We start from the raw sequence: 19,711 nt of genomic DNA on the forward strand, positions 1-19,711 counted from the left end.
CGGGAATCGCTCGCATGATCGCCGCCTGCTTTTCCTTGAGTTCGCTCAACTGGCGCGCCGCTTGCGCCGAGCGCAACACGTAGCGCGCCCGATGACCGAGGATCGGCCAGTTGATCGGCTTGGCGACGAAATCGTTGGCGCCTGACTCATAGGCCTGGTTGATCGACGCCAGATCGTCCATGCCGGTGACCACGATCACCGGCACCCGCGCCATGTCCCAGCGCTGGCGGAGGCGACGGCAGACCTCGAAACCATCGATGCCTGGCATCTCGACATCGAGCAGCAGCAGGTCTGGCGGCGGATCGTCGAGCATATCGAGGGCCTGTTCGCCATCCGCTGCCTCGAGCACGTCGAATCCGAACTGGGCCAGCGTCTCCCTTTCCAGCATCCGCATCACATAATCGTCGTCGACGATCAGCGCCGTTGGCAGTGCGTGCTCTGCATTCGAGAGCATGGTCGATTCTCCTCTTGGTCGAGACGATCCGCTGGCGGCGTGGCCATGATCGGGTCACTTTGCGGCAGCCATCGCAGGAGGATAGACCGAAGCCGCTCGCATGGGAAGGGTTTACTCGGCATGTAATTCTGCCAGCGCCGCAAGGACACGCGGCAGCTCTTCCTCGGCGCTCGCCAGCAGAGGCCTGGCGCCTTCGACGGTGCTGCTGCGGCCGATCATCTCCAGTGCCTTGCACAGTGCCGCCAGCGTATCGGCACCGACATTGGCGCTGCTCGACTTCATGCCGTGCGCCGCCTTGCGCAGCGCTTCGGCGTCGCCGGCGTCGGCCGCCGCGCGTATCTGTGCCAGACGCGCCGGCGCATCGGCGAGGTAGGCATCGATCACCTTGTTCACCAGCAGCGCACCGTTGGCTCCCGGCAGGTGGCGGATGCTATCGAGGGCGCGTGGATTGATGACGATCGGGGCTACGCTGGGTTCTGCTTCACCATGTTCCACTGGCGGCAGAGCGGCAAGCGCGGCGTCGCCTTGCGGCAGCCAGCGCAGGAGGGTAGAGCGAAGCCGCTCGCAGGTGAAGGGTTTGCTCAGATAATCATCCATGCCCGCGGCGAGACAGCGTTCGCGGTCGCCCTCGACGGCGTTCGCGGTCAGCGCGACGATCGGCAGGTGGGTGGACAGCAGGCCCTGCTGTTGCCGGGAACGGATTTCCCGGGTCGCTGCGAAGCCGTCCATTTCCGGCATCTGGCAATCCATCAGCACTAGGTCGAAGGATTCCCGCGACAAGCGTTCGATCGCCACTCGACCATTCTCGGCCAGGCTACAGGTCACCCCGAGCGATTCGAGCATGGCGCTGGCGACCGCCTGGTTGACCGGGTTGTCCTCGGCGACCAGCACCCGCCCGCCGAGCGCCGCGGCGTTTGCCGCGGCCGGTGACGGGGAATGTTGCCGCTCGCCGGCGTTGATCGACAGGGCGGTGGCGATGGCATCGTAGAGGTCGGACTGGCGTGCCGGCTTGGTCAGGTAGCAGTCGATCGCCGCCGCCCGGCGATCCGGATGCTTGGCGCCGATGCTGACCGAAGAGAGCATCACCAGCGGCAGCGCGGCGTAGCGCGGTTCTGCGCGAATCGCTCGCGCCACTTCAAAGCCATCCATGCCCGGCATGTGCAGATCGAGGATCGCCAGGTCAAAGCGCTGGCTGCTCGTCTGCGCGAGTGCCTGCAAGGCCTCTTGTCCACTTGCGGCACCGCTGTAGTGCATCGACCAGCCCTGCAACTGGTGCGCAAGGATTTCGCGATTGGTGGCATTGTCATCAACGACGAGGACCGCGAGTCCGTTCAGGCGCTCGGCAATAGGGATCACGGTGCGCGCATCGGCGTTCTGCTTGGCGAGTGACAACTCGAACCAGAACAGCGTGCCGTGCCCGACCTGGCTGACCAGGCCGATCTGACCACCCATGATTTCGACCAGTCGCTTGGTGATCGCCAGACCGAGGCCGGTGCCACCGAAATGCCGGGTGGTCGAACTGTCGGCCTGGACAAAGGCGCCGAACAGGCGGCTTTGCGCTTCTGCGGGGATGCCGACGCCGCTGTCCTCGACTTCGAAACGCAAACGTGCTTGCTGCGGGTTCTCGTCCAGCAGCCTGACGCGGATGACGATCATGCCCTGAGAGGTGAACTTGACGGCGTTGCTGACCAGATTGGTCACGATCTGGCGCAGACGCACCGGATCTCCCAGCAGTGCCACCGGCAGGTCGTGCGGCACGCTGCAGATCATTTCCACCCCTGCGGCTTCGGCAGGCTGGGCGAACAGATCGCCGACGTCTTCGACGAGTTGCCGGAGGTTGAATTGGATATTCTCGATCTCGAGCTTGCCGGCTTCGATTTTCGAGAAATCGAGGATGTCGTTGATGATGCTCAGCAAATGCTCGCCGGACTGGTACACGGCATCGGTGAAGCGCCACTGCTGCGGGCTGAGCTGCGTGGCACGCAGCAATTCGGTCATGCCGAGAATGCCGTTCATCGGCGTGCGGATTTCGTGGCTCATGGTGGCCAGAAACTGGCTCTTGGCGCGGTTGGCGGACTCGGCGGCCTCCTTGGCCAGGGAAAGCGCGAGCGTGCGTTCGGCAACGACCTCTTCAAGATGGCTGCGGTGGCTGCGCAGTTCCGCATTGGACTGGTCGAGTTCGGCGGACTTTTGCTGCAGGACTGCTTCCACCTGACGGCGCCGGGCAATCTCCTCGGAAAGCGCCTGGTTGCGTTGCTCCAGCGCAGCCAGGTGACGACCCGATGCCGCGTTCTCGTCCTGCAATTGCAATGCTCGTCGTCGCATCCGGCCAAAGCCGAGAGCAGCCAGCAGCAGTGCAGCCGAGAAGACGCCCAGAACATAGAGGTAAGTCGGTGAGGCCATGGCGCCGTAGACCTCGGCTTCCGGGCCGAGCGTGAGCATCGACAGGGTAGTGCCCGCGATCGCGGTGCGCAAGGCCAGGAGAGTACTGAACGCTTCGCCCCCCGGGATTTCCGCGACGGGAACCAAGCGGTTCTCCGGCAGCCCGGCAAAGGCGCGCCCGAGAGCCCTGGACAATTCCGTCAACTCGCCGGCGGAGGGGATGTTCGTCCCCTCATCCGTCAGCAGAAACTCCTGGTAGTTGTCGGCAGCAGCCTCATCGTCACGGCGACCGATCAGCAGCCGCGACAGCAGACGCAGGTCGCTGATGGTCACGATGGTGCCGCTGAAGACCCCTTTATGGAGCACCGGCGAACTGGCGATGAGCAAGCAGTTGCGGGTGTCGATCTGCAGTTGTGGAATGTTCCCGGGAATGGACGGTACTGCGGGCAGTTCTGCGGCGTCTGGTTCTTGCTGGCCCGCTTCGGCAAGGATTGTTCCCTCCTTGCCACGAAAGACGATACGCGTATAGATCGCCTGTCCGCGCAGGGTTTTCTGTTCGATCTGTCGGCGGAAGCGCTGCTCGATGGCATCAAGGCTTGCATTCAGGCCGTATTGCGGGGACATGTCGAGCGCTCGATTGACCAGATAGGCGTCGATTTCGTGGCTGCCAGCCAATTCGAGAACGGATTGCCGCCGCTCGGCCACAAAGTCTGCAAGCGCGGCTGCTCTGCGCTGGCTGTCCGCCACCAGGCGGGCCGTCGTGGCGGCTCGCAGTTGCGATTGCGAGGAATACAGGCCCCACAGCAGAACCGCCATGAATGCAGCAAAGCTTACGGCCATGATCCATGGCCAGTGCAGGATGAGGCGGCGGTGAAGGGACATCGTCAAGCGCGTCAGTGCTTCTCGGCAAAAAATCCCGGGAAGTAGCGACGGATACCAGGGTAATACTTGTCCACCAGTTTGTCGTAGGTTCCGTTGGCCTTGATCTGACGAAGATAGGTGTTGAAGGCCTCACGCAACATGGGCGCATCCTTGGGAAATGCCGTGGCGAGATCCTGATGCTCGGAGATCGGCCCCAGGATCTTGATCTGGCCCGCCCATTTCTTCAGGTCAAGAATGGCGTCCGGCACGTCGAGGAGGGTCAGTTCCGCCTCGCGATTGAGCAGGGCCGGGACCATTTCATTCAGGTTCGTACTCTTGGTATAGGCCTTGAGGTCAAATCCGCCCGTCTTCAGACCATAGTTGCCGGGGTCAAGGCAGGTTCGCTCCATGATCAGCAGACTCTTCTTGCCGATCAGCGCCTTGGTCTCGCGAATGTCGGCCAGCAAGTCCTTGCTTCCCTTGATCGGCTGTAGCGGAGACTGCGCCGGCGCGACCAGGAGGACCTGCGACGGGAAGGTCGGATCCGAATACAAGAGCACCGCCTCGCGCCACGGCAGGATCGTAAAGCCGGTGGCGATGACATCACCGCGGATCGGATAATTGCCGGCAAGCGAGACCTCGGACCCTTTGCGGACGACGTCCTTGCCAAGCAGATCGCGAATGACGGTGTAAAAATCGCTATATACCAGCTGGTAGCTGACGCCAAGATGCCGGGCAAAGCCCTGCATCAACTCGACGTCGAAACCGTCACCGGCACCAGTGACAAAATTTGCGTACTTGATGCCCAGGTGGCGCAACTCGCCACGGGCCCTGATTTCAGGGAGGTCGGCCGCCATTGCCGAGGTGCAGAACGCCATCGCCAGAGCGATCGCACGCACCAGCTTCAACACAAAAATCGTCATCACAGTCCTCACTTTCGGGAAGTCGTTGCGTGTTCGTCCATCAGCGCCTGCAGGACGCGCAGCAGTTCCTGGTCAGCGCTTTTCAGCAGGGGCCTGGCGCCTTCGATGGTGCCGCTGCGGCCGATCATCTCCAGCTCCTTGCACAGTGCCGCCAGACGCTCTGCGCCGACGTTGGCGCTGCTCGACTTCATGCCATGCGCCGCTTTGCGCAATGCGTCGGCGTCGGTTGCCGCATGCATCTGTGCCAGGCGCGCCGGCGCATCGGCGAGGTAGGCGTCGATCACCTTGTTGACCAGCAGCGCGCCATTGGCTCCCGGTAGTTGACGGATGCTGTCGAGGGCGCGTGGATTGATGGCCGGCTCAGTGTCGGCAGTCTCTGCCTGGCCGTGCAGTGCTGGTGGCGGAAGCGCTGCCGGGGTGGACGTCGCCGCCCCCGTGTCCGCACGCGGAAGCCAGCGCAGAAGGATCGACGACAGGCTCTGGGCGGTGAAGGGTTTGCTCAGATAATCGTCCATGCCCGCGGCGAGACAGCGCTCGCGGTCGCCCTCGACGGCGTTGGCGGTCAGTGCGACGATCGGCAGCTGGCGGCGCAGCCGGCCCTGCTGCTGCCGCAAACGGATCTCGGCAGTCGCCGCGAAGCCATCCATTTCGGGCATCTGGCAATCCATCAGAACGAGGTCGAAGGATTCCTGCGACAAGCGTTCGATCGCCACCCGACCATTCTCGGCCAGGCTGCAGCTTATCCCGAGCGATTCGAGCATGGCGGCGGCGACCATCTGGTTCACCGGGTTGTCCTCGGCGATCAGCACCCGCCCAGCGAGTGGTACCGTGCTGGCAGCGGCGACCGGCGGCGAGGACTCACGCTGCGGCTCGCCGGTACGCAGCGACAGCGTGGTGGCGATGGCGTCATAGAGGTCGGACTGGCGCACCGGCTTGGTCAGGTAGCAGTCGATTGGCGCCGCCTGGCGCTCCGGATTGTCGGCGCCGACGCTGACCGAAGAGAGCATGATCAGCGGCAACGCGGTGTAGCGCTGGTCGGCACGAATCGCGCGCGCCACTTCGAAGCCATCCATGCCCGGCATGTGCAGATCGAGAATCACCAGATCGCAGCGCTCGCTGCCCATCCGGTCGAGGGCCTGCAGGGCATCGTGCCCACTCGCGGTGCCGACGCAGCGCATCGACCAGCCCTGCAACTGATGGGCGAGGATTTCGCGGTTGGTGGCGTGGTCATCGACGACCAGAACCGAGCGTCCGCTGAGCTGCCCGGTGAGGTCGAGTACCGTTCTCGCATTGGCGTCCTGTTTGGGGAGCGCCAGCTCGAACCAGAACAGTGAGCCCTTGCCGACTTGACTGACCAGGCCGATCTGGCCGTGCATCATCTCGACCAGGAGCCTGGCGATCGCCAGACCGAGGCCGCTGCCACCGAAACTCCGGGTCGTCGAACTGTCGGCCTGGACGAAGGCGCTGAACAGGCGGCTCTGCGCTTCTTCGCCGATGCCGACGCCGCTGTCCTCGACTTCGAAGCGGAAATGGGCCTGCTGCGGGTCCTCGTGCAGCAGTTTGACGCGGATGACGACTTCGCCCTGGCGGGTGAATTTGACGGCGTTGCCGACCAGATTGGTCAGGATCTGGCGCAAGCGCATCGGGTCGCCCTCGACCGCCACCGGCAGATCGTGCGGCACGCTGCAGACCATTTCCAGCCCTTTCCCCTCGGCGGGCTGGGCGAACAGGTAAGCGGCGTCCTCGACGAGTTGCCGCAGGTTGAAGTGAATGTTCTCGATCTCGAGCCTGCCGGCTTCGATCTTCGAGAAATCGAGAATGTCGTTGATGATGCCGAGCAGATGCTCACCGGACTGATACACGGCATCGCTGAAGCGCCGTTGCTGTGGGCTCAACGTGGTGCTGCGCAGCAATTCGGTCATGCCGAGAATGCCGTTCATCGGCGTGCGGATCTCGTGGCTCATGGTCGCCAGGAAATCGCTCTTGGCGCGGCTGGCCGCTTCGGCGGCGTCCTTGGCGACGCGCAATTCCGCCGCTTGCTGCTCAACCTGGTCGAGTGCCCGGCGCAAGGCTCGCAGCGGCAACACGCGCAGCGCAATGAATACGCCGACACCGAGCAGCATGGCAAATGCCGCCGCTGCCAGCGTGCCGAGCAGGGTGGGCCGGAGCGAGCGCGCAATCTCCAGGCGGCCGACCGGGTGACCGCTGTCGAATACCGTCGTCGCGTGCGTGACCAGCGGCGAAGGAAGCGGATCGTCGCTGGCGGCAATCAGCTTGTCGTCGCTGCCGAACACCCGGCGGGTTTCTTGGCTGCCGTCGGTGGGGCGGCGATCGAGCACCATCAGCAGGCGATCGGGCTGGAATTTCCAGAAATCGGGATTGCCATTGATCAGCCCGGTGACCAGGCGGCCGTTGATCTCGCTCTCGGCGGCGAGAGTCGCGTCGAGGTTGGAGCGCGCGAAGACGTAGTATGCCGTGGGCAGCGACAGCACGATGGCCAGACTGACACTGGCGGCAATGCCGGTAAGCAGGCGCTCCATGGTGAATGGTCTCGTCGCTTTCATCGTTTGTACGACACCAGATGGCCGTTGGCTTCCAGGATGGCGCGTCCCTGTGGCGACCTGACGAACTCGATGAACTGCAGCGCAGCACCGCTGGGCGCCCCCCGCGTGACCATCGCCAGCGACTTGAAGTGCCGGTAGGAACCGTCGGCGAGGGCGGCCACCGACGGCGCCACGCCGTCGAAAGAAAGCATGTTCAGTTTACGGTGCTCCGAGAGGATCAGCGCCAGGGTGCTCACCGCCAGTGATCCCGGCAGCCGCTCGGCGTGCTCGGCGGCTTCCTGGTCGGTCGCAGCCATCACCATGCCCTGCCGCTTGGAGGCGATCGTCAGCGCTTCGGCGATCCCCCGGGACAAGGACGCGAGGAGCTCGCTATCGATGTCGGCCTTCGGCCGCAGTACGAGGCGTACCGGCTGGCCATCGGACCAGGTGAGTGTACGACCGGCAAGCAGGTCGGCCAGCGCCGCTGGCGTCAGATTCCCGATTCCCGGCTTGCTGGTGACCAGCACGAATGGCGAACGCCCGTATTCGAATGCCACCAGTCCCGCCGCATGGTGTGCATCGCTCAGCGGACGACTGAGCAGTGCGATGTCGATCGCTCCGGCCTGCAGTGCGCGCAAAGCGCCCGAACTGCCAAGGTCGGGCATGATCGTCAGCTCGAATTTCGACGCGGCCTGCCTGGTGAAAGCCTCGCCGAGGAGCTTCATGGTGCCCAGCGCGCTACCGGTGCCGCCGACCCGGATTGGCTCGCCGCTGGCGCTGCGGACGACGCCGAGCAAGATCAACAGTACGGCTAGCCATAGAGCGCAATGCCTGCGTATGCCGATGCTCATGCCGAGCTTGAAAGCGAGGCCAGGCATCAACGGACACGCAAATGACCAAGCGCCTGGTCGAGGTGTTCTGCCAGGTCACGCAGGGCCTGTGCCGACTGCGCCGTGCCCTGGGACGCCGAGTAGCTGGTTTCGGCCATCTGGGCGATCTGCTCGACCCCCTGGGCAATGGTCTGGCTGGCGAGGCTTTGTTCCCGGATGGCGCCCGAAATGCTGCCGACCGTAGTGATCACCTCGTTGGTGCGGCCTTCGATTTCACCGATCGCCTGACCCGCCCGGTCAGCCAGGACACCGCCCTGCGCGACCTGGGCAACGCCGTCTTCCATCTGGTGGACAGCCGCCTTGGCGCCGTCCTGAATGTGGCCGATCATCTCGCCGATCGAGTGCGTGGACGTCGCCGTCCTTTCGGCGAGCTTGCGCACTTCGTCGGCGACGACCGCAAAACCGCGCCCCTGTTCCCCCGCCCGTGCCGCCTCGATGGCGGCGTTGAGGGCGAGCAGATTGGTCTGATCAGCGATCTCGCGGATCACTTGAACGACCGCCGAAATGTCCTGCGAGCGGCGTCCGAGTTCGCTCACCGTCGTCGACGCCTGGCGAACGAAACCGGTGATCTGGTTCATCGCCCCCACCGCCTGGTGAATCACCTCGGCGCCCTGGCTCGCTGCCTGCCCGGAGGCGATCGAGAGCCCTTGCGCAGCGTGTGCGTGCTCGGCCACCTGATCGATGCTGACGCTCATTTCCTCGACCGAAGCCGCCATTCCGGTCGCCGCATCGCGCTGCACCTGTGCGCTGCCGCTGACCTGTTCGGCCGCAGTCACCAGCGCGAGCGACTGTTCGAGCATCGTTGCCGAGGCCTTGCGGACGCTGCCGACGGTCGTTTGCAGATTCTCCGACATCTTGCCGATGGCCTGCTTCAGACGGCCGACCTCGTCGACACTGTCGCCCGTCAGCCTGCCCGTCAGGTCACCAGCGGCAATCCGGTCGGCCACCAGGGCGATTTCCTGCAGCGGCCGCGTGATCCAGTGCCGGGCCACCACGAAGCCGCTGAGCAGGGCAGCGACGATGATCAGCAGCGCCATCCAGGCGATGTCACGGACGGCGGTGTCGGCGCTGCTCCTGATTTCCTCGAGGTAGCTGGTAGACACGACCACCCAGTCCCAGCCCGGAAAATGATCAAAAACCGCGACCTTCTCGCGCGCGCTGGTCTCGCCGGGATTTGCCCACTCGTAGCGGATGCTTCCTGACTTCTTGTCGACCATCTCGCGAACGAACTCGAAACCCCGACTGTCCTTGGCTGCCAGCAGGTTGGCCCCTTCCTTGGTTGGGTGGATGGTCGCGACACCTTTCTGCTTGCCGGCGTCGAGTGCGGCGACATAACCCGTAGAACCGACCTGGATCGCCAGGATGCTCTTCTTCAAAGCCTGCAGCCCTGCGGTAAATTCCAGCCCGACGAAAAAGGCGCCGACCACCTTGCCCGAGGCGTCGCGTACCGGAACGTAGTGGGTCATGAAATCCCTGCCGAATAGCGAGGCCTTGCCGGTATGGGGCTGACCGGCAAGCAAGGACTGGCGCGCAGGATGGTCAGTGCCCAGCAGGGTTCCCGTCGCCCGCGCGCCATCCTCCTTCTTCAATGAAGTGGCGGTGCGCAGGAAATCGTCGCCCTGGCGAATGAATATCGTTGCCACGGTTCCGGCCTTTGCCGTGAAGGTGTCGGTGAGCTCGATGCGATCATCGATCCGCATTCCGCCATGCAGCAGTTGCGGCACTGCACCTGCTTCGACCAGTTCAAACGGCTTGTCGAAGCTGCCCGAGAAAATCCGGCCGCTGCGCTCGATGTCGTTGCGCAGACTGCGGTCGTAGGTATCGAGCATCGACACGGCCAGGCGATTGATCTGCCTGAGTTCGTCCAGCGCCGTGTGGGTCAGTTGTTCGCGCAGATGCGAAGCGGTCCACCCCGTGGCGGCGAGAATGATGGTCAGCAGAACCAGACCCTGCACCAGATTGAGTTTCAGTGCGATGCTAAGATCGCGGAAGCGATGCGGCATTGGAATTCCTTTTCCCCTGGGGGTGGCAATGATAGCCATATTGGTTGGGTAACGGCAGCCGGGGGCGGATCCTTGAGGCGAAAATGTCGGGTTAGGCTGCACTAACCCGACCGGCATTCACGGCAAGCGGAGCAGCGCCGGGATCTCATCCGCTGGCAGCGGGCGGCTCAAGTGGTAGCCCTGGATTTCGTCGCAGTGATTGGCGCGCAGAAACGCTCCTTGCGCTTCGCTTTCCACGCCCTCGGCGATCACGGTCAGCGACATGCTGTGCGCCATGGCGATGATCGCCAGCGTGATCGCGGCGTCATCCTTGCCGACGACCAGGTCGTGTACAAAGGACTTGTCGATTTTCAACTGGTCGATGGGGAATTGCTTCAGATAATTGAGTGAAGAATAACCGGTGCCGAAATCGTCGATCGACAAGCGGACGCCGATGGCCTTGAGCGCATGCATGGTCATGATGCTGCCCTGTACGTCCTTCATCAGCAGGCTCTCGGTGATCTCGAGATCCAGATAGCGGGGTTCCAGATCGGTTTCCCGCAGGATCTGCGCCACCATGCTGACCATGCCGGGACGCAGGAACTGGCGGGGCGAAAGGTTCACCGCCATGCGCAGCGTCGGCAGGATACTCTGCTGCCAAGCTTTCGCCTGTTTGCAGGCGGTTCTGAGTACCCACTCGCCGATACTTTCGATCAGGCCGGTTTCCTCCGCCAGGGGAACGAAATCGAGCGGCGAGATCAGCCCGCGCTGGGGATGCTGCCAGCGCAACAGGGCCTCGACACCGATGATGCGGCCCTGGCGCAGATCCAGCTGCGGCTGGTAATAGATCTCCAGTTCCTGACGCGCCAGGGCATGGCGCAGGCCCTGTTCCATGGTCAGCCGTTCCAGGCTGCGGGCGTGCATGTCGTGGGCGTAGAACTGGATATTGTTGCGGCCGCTCTCCTTGGCCCGATACATCGCCGTGTCGGCGTTTCGCAGCAAGGTTTCGACATCGCCGCCATCCTTGGGAAACAGGCAGATGCCGATGCTCGCGGTGACCACACACTCATTGTTGCCAATCTGAAACGGTGTTTCGAGCATCGTCAACAGCTTGTGCGCGAAGTCCACGACGCGGTCTTCCTGACGCAAGTCCTCCAGCATGCAGATGAATTCGTCACTACCGACGCGGACGATGGTGTCGTCCTTGCGACCACAGACCAGCAGCCGCTCGGCGACGGCTCGCAGCAGGGCATCTCCGGCGCTATGGCCCAGGCCCTCGTTGATTTTCTTGAACTGATCCAGGTCGACGAACAACAGCGCCAGGCTCTGGCCGGTTCGGCGCGCGCGCGCGATGGCATGCCTGAGGCGGTCGCGCAGCAGGCCGAGGTTGGGCAGACGGGTCAGCGCGTCATGGTTGGCCTGATAAATCATCTGCTCGGTCAAACGGCGCGTTTCGGTGATGTTGCTGAAGGCGATGACGACACCGACGACCCGCATCTGCCGGTCGTGGATCGGGGCCGCCGAAGCACGGATGGCGTATTCCTGGCCAGCGAGGTTGCGCAGGATCGAGGGCTCGGGCAGCCTCACCAGCGCACCTGCTTCCAGGCACAAGGCAACCAGATTCACCGCGCTGTAGCGCTCGTGCTCGCGGACGACCTGGAACATGCTGCCCAGCTCCTGCCCACGCAAAGCGCCTGGCGCAGCGCCGAGCAGACTTTCGGCGACCGGATTCAGGTACTGCACGGCCCCCTTCGCATCGGTGGTGATCACGGCATCGCCGATCGAGTGCAGAGTGACCTGGGTACGTTCCTCCTGTTCGAACAGCGAACGGATGAGCAGGAGCAGGCGTTGCCAGCTCCACAAGGGACAGCTCAAGCCCTGCACGAGTAGCGCTGCCGCCGGCGGGAACCAGAGCTGCGTGGCATAGAGCAGGACGAAGCTGCTGATGAGGGTCAGCAGCAGCGACAAAACCGCCACTGGCAGGGTCCAGCGCGCCGGGCAAGCGCTTTGGAGCAGCATCGGGAAGAACACCAGGACTCCGCTCAGCAGCAGCGTCCATTGGCCAGGCAAAGGCTGGATGGTCAAGCCTTGCCGCAGCGCATCGAGAACATTGGCATTGTATTCGACGCCCGGCATCAGCCGCGAGTAAGCGGAAAGTGGTGTGGGCAGCGCATCGGCCATGCCGCTGGCCGTCGCGCCGACCAGCACAAATTTGCCACGAAAGATTGCCGGCGGGTAATCCCCGTGCAGGACGTCGCGGTAGGAAAAATGCGGCTTCCCACTTAAGCCGGGACAATCTCTAACTTCAATGGGTTATGCACAACCCGGTGGCGGGACTTCCTCGGTAAGGGAAGTTCCCCCATCTGGTTGAGCAGCCAATCGAAAAGATCAGGGAAAGAGGTGCTAAACAGACGTTCGGCTGCGATAGTGCCGTCACTACGTCTCACCCCATAGTTGTGGATAACCGTTAGCGCAGCCAGGCGGCATTTCGTCAGACCTCGCCCGTTATGATACAACTGGGACAAGCGGCCATTGCGCCCTTCGACGGCGGAGGAGCTGCGATGGAACTGTCGCACCATCCATTCCCCCCATTCTAGCCAGCGCTGCAACTCACTCTCGGAGAATCCCGAATGGAACGGGTCTGCTTTCCAGGCCTCTAATGCTCGCTGCCAAGCCTCCTGATACCGTTTCCGGTGAACCCTGTTTTGCGTTTTCCGCATTTGGTAGTGCCAATAGAGTACGGGCAACAGCTTGCTCGTCAGCCATTGCCGAGTCGCTTCATCCAGAGACCAGCCCAGCAGGATTTCTTCTACCCAAAGCCACCAAAAGCTGACGTGACTCGATAAGGCGCCGATCTGGGCACGGAACTTCTTCAGGGCGGAACGGGTATCCTGGATCCCTTGTTGCGCCGCCAGAGTTTCCAGGGCCTGTGCTCGCGTTTCCAGTCCTGCCACTACGCTCTCCGCCGTCGTGCGAGTATTCTCCTCCAGGGAGAAGGGATGGATTTCCTCGGCGATTCCCAGCAACTGCTTCTGGTACTCTTGCTGCGCCTGTTCCACTTGCGCGCGGGCTTCCCAGGCACAGGCCTGTTGTGCCGCCAAAGCCGCCTTTTCCTCGGTACTGGCTCCGCGCGACGGCTGATCAAGGGCCTTCTGGGCCAGTTCGCAGCACTGATCCGCCTTGGCTTTTCGACGTCCCAAGGCCGGTGACAACCAGCGACTGAGGCCATATTGCTCGTGGAACGTATCCGCGCCCGAGGTACACTCAAAGCCTGTGACCGCTAATTTGATCAGGGCCTTCGCCCGGTCACTGATGGCGTGGTTGACTTCGATACCCAGTGCTTCCAGGCGCGGGGTCACCTGGGCAAACCAGGTATCGAAACCCCGGTCCTTCTGAATCGACTCCAGCAATAGGTAGCCCGAGGACAAATCCATCAGCACCAAGATCAGAATCTCCCCAAAGAACGTCTCATCCGCGGCCACCACCGCTTGGCGTGTCCGCGTCGGTACCGAGGCTTCACACTGTTGCTGAAACAGGGGCAACAGCGCTTCCATCCGGCTGAGTTGGGTCTGCAAGGCGCTGGGAGACACCCCCACATGGGTATGAAGGCGGATCAATTGGAAGAAATCCGACAAGGCACCCGCCCCCACATGATGTTGCAGCCCGAACGTGTACAGCACAGCAAATACCAGCAATCTCAGCCATGCCTCCCCCTCTTCGGTTTCCCAAAACCCCGATTCAGGATGTCGGTTCCTACGGGCTTGCGCTTGCAGGTGGCGATGAACACTGCTTTTCGGGCGATGAATTAATTCCCCCACTGCACGCAGGCTTCGTTTTCCCTGGTCTGTAAGTGCGGCAAAAATGACGCGGCTGGTTGTCCGTATGGCTTGAGTCGTAGAGTTTTTTTGTCATAAAACTGATGATACAGGAGATGCGGCAACCAGTTCCCATCTCCTCAGCTCCCTTCATCCTCAGACTCTATCGGTAGCATGACTGTCCCGCTTTAAGTGGGAAGCCGAATTGTTCATTGGGCGCGACTTGTGCCCGATATGCCGCCGCCTCCGGCACGGCCGGAAAACTCCAGCGGATCGGCACGCGCGAGACCAGCGGCGGCAACTCGCCGAGCGGCGGTGGTGGCAGCAGCGCCACCGGCACGAGCGGCGGCTTGCCGGTCTCGGCCAGGGTGCCGAAGCCTTTCGGGATCGACCGGGTCTTGCGGCCACCCTGCAACTCGACTCTTCCTTCGAGCACTTCCAGTCGCGAGGTCGCCGTCGTCGGATCCATGCTGATCCGGTAGCGCGTACCGCGCACGGCCGAATGGGCGGCGGGGGTCCAGATTTCGTAACGGTTGCCGGCGCCCGTCGTGCGCGGCGTGACCTCGCTATCGGCGCGACCTTTCTCCAGGCGGCTTCGGGTCTCGACGAACGGTGTCTGACCGCGCGCGTTCAGGATCGCCAGTCGCAGCTCGCTATCCGCCTGCAGCAACACCCGCGAGCCATCCGCGAATTTCAGGGTGACATTGCTGTCGGGCCCGGTACCCAGGATGTCGCCCTGATGCAGGAACAGTCCGGGATCGACGGCAACCCTTTTGTTGGTGGATGCGATCAGGGCCTGCACCTGGCCCTGTACCGCCAGGACCAGGGCCTTGGCCGGCAAGCGTTTGAGCCAGGCAACCGGAATCCGCAGCTTCGTCCCTGGGGGCAGATGTTCGGGATCGGTCACCCCGTTGAGTGCCTGCAGCTTCGGCCAGTAGTCCACAGCACTCAGATAACGAGTCGAGACATCCCACAGATTGTCGCCAGGACGCACGGTATAGTGCCATTCCTGAGCCTGCGCGGTATTCGCGAAGAGCAGTGTCAGAAACAGCAGGAGCGCGTGCATGGAGCGTCTGGCCGAACCGAGTCGCGTGGCTGTCTGCAGGATGGTGTGCATTTTCATTCCCTCATATTGTCTATCCAACTACGCTATCCAGGCGTGATCAATGTGGGGTTTCGCTTGCCGGCGATGAACTGTGCAGCGCAGCCGGACCCTCTGTGCTGTGCATGCATTGTAGTCGATGCTGCCTGCAAAGCCCCTACTGTTACCGGCCAGGTCGTAGGTCGGGTTAGCCAGCAGGGCGTAACCCGACATTCGTTGGTCAAGAGGTCGGGTTACGGGGTGGGCGCCGACAGGCAGGGGTCGAAGCGGCCACCGTTCCTGAGGAGGGCCTCGAAGCGATCGAGCGGCAGCGGTTGCGAATACAGGTAGCCCTGCTGGATCGGACAGCCGTGGGCAAGCAGGAAGCTGGCCTGTGCGCGCGTTTCGACCCCTTCGGCAACCACATGCATGCCGAACTGGCGTCCGAGTTCGATGATCGACAGGGCAATCGCGGCGTCCTTGCCGCCCTTGGTCAGGTCGGCGACGAAAGAGCGGTCGATCTTGAGTTCGTCGAGCGGAAAGCGCTTCAGATAGCTCAACGAGGAAAAACCGGTGCCAAAGTCGTCGAGCGACAAGGCAAAACCACTGGCCCGCAAGTCGTTCAGACGGGCGATGGTGTTTTCGGCATCGACCACCAGCAGCGACTCGGTGAGTTCGAGAATCAGTTGCTGCGGAGAGACGCCAGCGCAGCGCATGGCATCGCAACACTTCTCGGTGATGTTCTCCTGCAGGAAGCTGGGGCTGGCCAGGTTGATCGACAGGCGTAGCGCTTCCAGGCCGGCGTCTGCCCACTGTCGCAGGTGTCTGGCGGCTGTTGCCAGCACCCAGTCGCCGAGGGCAACGATCAGCCCCGATTCCTCGGCCAGCGGAATGAAATGACCCGGCCCGAGCAGCCCGCGCTGCGGATGTTGCCAACGCACCAGTGCCTCGGCGCCAGCGAGCTGGCCGCTGGCGGCGTCGACCTTGGGCTGGAAGTGCAGGTGCAACTCGTCCTCGGCAATGGCGTGCCGCAATTCATTTTCCAGATGGAGTTTGCGGCTGGCAGCGGCGTTCATTTCCTCGTCGAAGAAGCGGCAGGTCGATGGACCGGCCGCCTTGGCGGCGTACAGCGCCTGCTCGGCGTGGCGCGACAAGGTTTCGACCGAATCGGCATCGCGTGGAAAGACGGCGATGCCGACGCTGGCCGTCAGCACCACTTCGTGGTCGTCGGCCGACAGCGGTCGGGCAATGGCCTGCTGCAGACGCTCCGCGATGATCGCTGCCTGGTCTGGGGTCCGCACTTCGAGGACCAGCACGGTGAAAGCATCGCCGTCGATGCGCGAGACCATTTCGGCGGCACGCATCGGTGGATTCAAGGCCAGCAGGTCGGCCCCACGCACCGCCGCGTTCAGCCTTTTGGCGAGCACGCACAGCAATTGGTCACCGATGGCGTCGCCAAGAGCATCATTGACGCTCTTGAAGTGGTCGATATCGAGATGGAGAATCGCACATAGGCTCTTTTCGCGGCGCGCACGCTCGAGTTCGACCTCGACCAGTTGGGCGAAGAACTGCCGGTTGGCCAGTCCGGTCAGACCGTCGTGCAAGGCCAGATGCTCGATGCGCTGCTGCGCCTCGACGCGTTCGCTGATGTCCTGCGTGAAGCCCTCGATCTTGACGATCCGGCCGCTACCATCACGAACTGCCTCTGCCTGCTCGAGAACTTCGCGCAACACGCCGTCCGGGCGACAAAAGCCGTAGGTGATCTGGTACGGCTGGCCATCGATCATCAGTGCCTGGCGCGCTGCGTTCACGGCCGCGCGATCGCTCTCCCGCACCACACTCAGAAAAAGCTCGAGGGTTGCCGCGCCGGCGAGTTTCCAGTCGCCGCCGAAGATCTGCCGCAGTTCGTCCGAGCACGCGAAGCGCGCATCGCCTGGCGACCATTCCCAACTGCCCATGCGCGCCAGACGCTGGGCATGCGCCAGACTCTGCTGGCTGCGTGTCACTTCTGCGATGGCATGACTGGCGCGCAAACCATACCGTACCCGTTGCGTCAGCAACAGCCAGTTGATCGGCTTGGTGATGAAATCGGTGGCGCCGGAAAGGTAGGCCTGCTCGATCGAATCGCTGTCGTTGAGGCCGGTCAGCATCACGATCGGCAACCACTTGCCGCGCTCGTGTTGCCGCAGGCGTTGGCAGACCGTGTAACCGTCGATCCCGGGCATCATCACGTCGAGCAGCAGCAGGTCGAAATCCTGCTCCTCGAACCTCTCCAGGGCCTGCTCACCGCAGTCGGCCTCGCTGACCTCGAAGCCTGCGTGGCGCAGCGACTCGGCGGCGAGCATGCGAATCATCAGATCGTCGTCGACGAGCAGCACACGTTCGTGCACAGGCGTTTGTTTCATGGCGATTTCCTTGCTTCTGCGCTGGCGTGGTACCGGGCCAGCGCGCTGATGAAGTCATCGTAGGCATGGCGCAGCACTTGCAGCCAGTCGACTGCCGGCGCATCGCCGGCGCGTATCCGCATCTCCAGATCCCGGGCTTTTTCGGAGAGCGCCATCGCACCGACTGCCGCGCTCGACGATTTCAGGGTGTGCGCCGATCGTTGCAGGGTCCTGGCATCGCCCTGGGCCATTGCGCTGTCGATGGCTGCGAGCAGTTCGACGGCGTTGCGGGTGAACAGGTCGAGAACGCGGTCGGCAAACGCGGGGTTCGAGCCATCGGCGACCATTGGCAGCGATTGCACGACGCCGGGGTCGAAAGCCGGCGCCGCGTCGCTGTCGCCGCTGCTTTCCCCGTCTGCCGCGCTGTCCGCCACGGCTGCGTCCACCGGCGCATGCAGATGACGGGCCAGCATCGTCGTCAGTTGCGCCCGGTTGATCGGCTTGGCCAGGTAGTCGCTCATGCCGGCGGCCAGGCAGGCCTCGCGGTCGCCGGCCAGGGCATTGGCCGTCAGGGCGATGATCGGTAGCGCGGCGCCGCCTGCCGCCTGCTCTGCGGCGCGAATCCGGCGCGTCGCCTCGAAGCCGTCCATCACCGGCATCTGGCAGTCCATCAGGATGAGGTCGTAGCGCCTGGCCGCGGCAGCGGCCACCGCCTGCGCGCCGTCGTGCGCGAAATCCACCTGACAACCCAGTGTCTGGAGGATCGCTCCGGAGATTTCGCGGTTGATCTCGTTGTCCTCGACGAGCAGCAGGTGTCCGCTGATCCGGGTAGTGGCCGAAAGATTCGACTCCCGCCTGGCCAGGGGCTGATGGTGAAGCTCGACGCGCTGCCGGAACCAGAATGTTGACCCGCGACCTTCCTCGCTCTCGAAGCCGACGTCTCCGTCCATGCGCTGCGCAAGCTCGCGAATGATCACCAGACCGAGGCCGGTACCGCCAAATTTGCGGGTCGTCGAGTTGTCGGCCTGCGTGAAGGGGGCGAACAGCTTTTCCCCGTCGGCGCGCGCAATGCCGATCCCGGTATCGCTGACGGCGTAGCAGAGCTGGCAGTGATCCGGGTCGGCACTGCTCGGGGACCCGTGGTCTGCGGGGGAGGGCTCGCAGGTCAGGGAGAGGAAGATGGTGCCGCGTTCGGTAAACTTGACGGCATTGCTCAACAGATTGCTGACGATCTGCTTGACCCGATAGGGGTCGCCGAGCACCGCCGCGGGTAGTTCGGGCGCCAGCACTTCGCTGAGCAGCACGCCTTTGGCCGAGGCCATCTCGACGAAGGGCTGCACCACCTCTTCGATGAGTTGCCGTGGGTCGAACGGGATCCTCTCGACCTCGAGTCGGCCGGATTCGATCTTCGACAGGTCGAGCACGTTGTTGAGCAAATGCATCAGCGATTCGGCCGACATCCGCAGGCGATCGACCTGACGCCGCTGCTGATCGGAAAGGGAGGTATCGAGCAGCAGGTCGGCCATGCCGATGACGCCGTTCATCGGGGTGCGGATCTCGTGGCTCATATTGGCCAGAAAACGCGACTTGGCGACATTTGCACTTTCGGCCTGCTCCTTGGCCAGCCGCAGTTGGGCGGTGCGTGATTCGACCTGTTGTTCGAGCGTGGCACGGTGCTTGCGGAGTTCCTCGTCGCGCTCCTCGACTTCGCTCAACATGGTGTTGAAGCCCTTGATCAGTTCGCCGATTTCGTCGCGCTGCCGCACCGGCAGCCGGTGCGAATAGTCGCTGTCGTTGGCCACCAGCCGCATCACCTGCGTCAGGTCGAGAATCGGTCCCGACACCGATCGCTGCAGGCGCATCGCGAGCAGCAGGGCGGCGGCGAAAGCGATCAGCGCTCCGGCCAGAACCAGCAACATGCGGTTCGCGGTATTGCGCCACATCGGTCGCAGATCGGATTCGATACGGAGCGTTCCGATCACCTCGCGACCCTGGCGGATCGGATACTCGATCTTCATCGCGTCGGCAAAGTAGGAACCGATGACCAGCGGCGTCGCGGCGCCTGCCTGTGCCGCCGCTGCGGCAACGCCCTCGGCCGGATAGTGCGCAAAAACGGTGCCGCCGGGCAGGGTAATCGATCCGGCGAGGATCTCCGGACGCGCGCGCAAGCCGGACAGCGTCTCGCTGGCCGTGCGCGCATCGTCGAAGGCAATCGCCGACGCACTGCTGGCGGCGAGAATTTCGGCCATGCCGGTCAATTTGGCCAGTTCCGATTCGCGGTTGTTGTTGATTTCCGAGGCAGCAAACAACAGCGTACTGATCGCCAGACCGGCGCCGACCGTCACGCCGATGATCAGCATCAGTTTGGCCTTCAATGGCCGGTCGGCAAAACGCAT

The 19,711-nt window shown here is 63.3% G+C and carries 11 protein-coding genes; all 11 read right to left on the reverse strand.

Annotated elements, in window-relative coordinates; all coding sequences use genetic code 11:
- Nucleotides 1-454: response regulator (locus V5B59_RS25090; protein ID WP_332352495.1), on the reverse strand; the 454-nt coding region annotated here is incomplete at its 3' end.
- A gap of 111 nt (nt 455-565) precedes the next feature.
- Complete coding sequence (locus V5B59_RS25095) at nt 566-3,718, reverse strand: hybrid sensor histidine kinase/response regulator (RefSeq protein WP_332352496.1); 3,153 nt, start codon at nt 3,716-3,718, stop codon at nt 566-568.
- Nucleotides 3,719-3,729: 11 nt separating this feature from the next.
- Entirely contained in the window at nt 3,730-4,620 is an 891-nt protein-coding gene (locus tag V5B59_RS25100; RefSeq protein WP_169071655.1) for a transporter substrate-binding domain-containing protein, read from the reverse strand.
- A gap of 8 nt (nt 4,621-4,628) precedes the next feature.
- Complete coding sequence (locus V5B59_RS25105; RefSeq protein ID WP_169071654.1) at nt 4,629-7,160, reverse strand: response regulator; 2,532 nt, start codon at nt 7,158-7,160, stop codon at nt 4,629-4,631.
- Nucleotides 7,161-7,180: 20 nt separating this feature from the next.
- Nucleotides 7,181-8,041, reverse strand: coding sequence for a substrate-binding domain-containing protein (locus V5B59_RS25110; protein WP_169071653.1), 861 nt, complete (start codon nt 8,039-8,041; stop codon nt 7,181-7,183).
- Nucleotides 8,041-10,056 carry a methyl-accepting chemotaxis protein gene (locus V5B59_RS25115; RefSeq protein ID WP_169071652.1) on the reverse strand — a complete coding sequence of 672 codons (2,016 nt, stop codon included), beginning with the start codon at nt 10,054-10,056 and terminating at the stop codon, nt 8,041-8,043. The genes V5B59_RS25110 and V5B59_RS25115 overlap by 1 nt, the downstream gene beginning before the upstream one ends.
- A 117-nt stretch (nt 10,057-10,173) precedes the next feature.
- Entirely contained in the window at nt 10,174-12,345 is a 2,172-nt protein-coding gene (locus V5B59_RS25120) for an EAL domain-containing protein (protein WP_332352537.1), read from the reverse strand.
- Nucleotides 12,318-13,853, reverse strand: a complete 1,536-nt coding sequence (locus V5B59_RS25125) for a DUF6399 domain-containing protein (protein ID WP_332351228.1) — start codon at nt 13,851-13,853, stop codon at nt 12,318-12,320. The genes V5B59_RS25120 and V5B59_RS25125 overlap by 28 nt, the downstream gene beginning before the upstream one ends.
- Before the next feature lie 160 nt (nt 13,854-14,013).
- Nucleotides 14,014-14,994, reverse strand: a complete 981-nt coding sequence (locus tag V5B59_RS25130; protein WP_332352497.1) for a FecR family protein — start codon at nt 14,992-14,994, stop codon at nt 14,014-14,016.
- Between the two features lie 191 nt (nt 14,995-15,185).
- Nucleotides 15,186-17,336, reverse strand: coding sequence for a putative bifunctional diguanylate cyclase/phosphodiesterase (locus tag V5B59_RS25135; protein WP_169071887.1), 2,151 nt, complete (start codon nt 17,334-17,336; stop codon nt 15,186-15,188).
- On the reverse strand, nt 17,333-19,711 hold the full coding sequence (locus tag V5B59_RS25140; RefSeq protein WP_169071888.1) for a response regulator: 2,379 nt from the start codon (nt 19,709-19,711) through the stop codon (nt 17,333-17,335). The genes V5B59_RS25135 and V5B59_RS25140 overlap by 4 nt, the downstream gene beginning before the upstream one ends.

It is taken from the genome of Candidatus Accumulibacter contiguus (assembly GCF_036625285.1).
In the GTDB taxonomy this organism is placed as follows: domain Bacteria; phylum Pseudomonadota; class Gammaproteobacteria; order Burkholderiales; family Rhodocyclaceae; genus Accumulibacter; species Accumulibacter contiguus.

Coding starts and splice junctions, on each gene's coding strand:
- V5B59_RS25095 (WP_332352496.1), bottom strand. CDS start 3,718: ATGTCCCTTCACCGCCGCCTCATCCTGCACTGGCCATGGATCATGGCC.
- V5B59_RS25100 (WP_169071655.1), bottom strand. CDS start 4,620: ATGACGATTTTTGTGTTGAAGCTGGTGCGTGCGATCGCTCTGGCGATG.
- V5B59_RS25105 (WP_169071654.1), bottom strand. CDS start 7,160: ATGGAGCGCCTGCTTACCGGCATTGCCGCCAGTGTCAGTCTGGCCATC.
- V5B59_RS25110 (WP_169071653.1), bottom strand. CDS start 8,041: ATGCCTGGCCTCGCTTTCAAGCTCGGCATGAGCATCGGCATACGCAGG.
- V5B59_RS25115 (WP_169071652.1), bottom strand. CDS start 10,056: ATGCCGCATCGCTTCCGCGATCTTAGCATCGCACTGAAACTCAATCTG.
- V5B59_RS25135 (WP_169071887.1), bottom strand. CDS start 17,336: ATGAAACAAACGCCTGTGCACGAACGTGTGCTGCTCGTCGACGACGAT.
- V5B59_RS25140 (WP_169071888.1), bottom strand. CDS start 19,711: ATGCGTTTTGCCGACCGGCCATTGAAGGCCAAACTGATGCTGATCATC.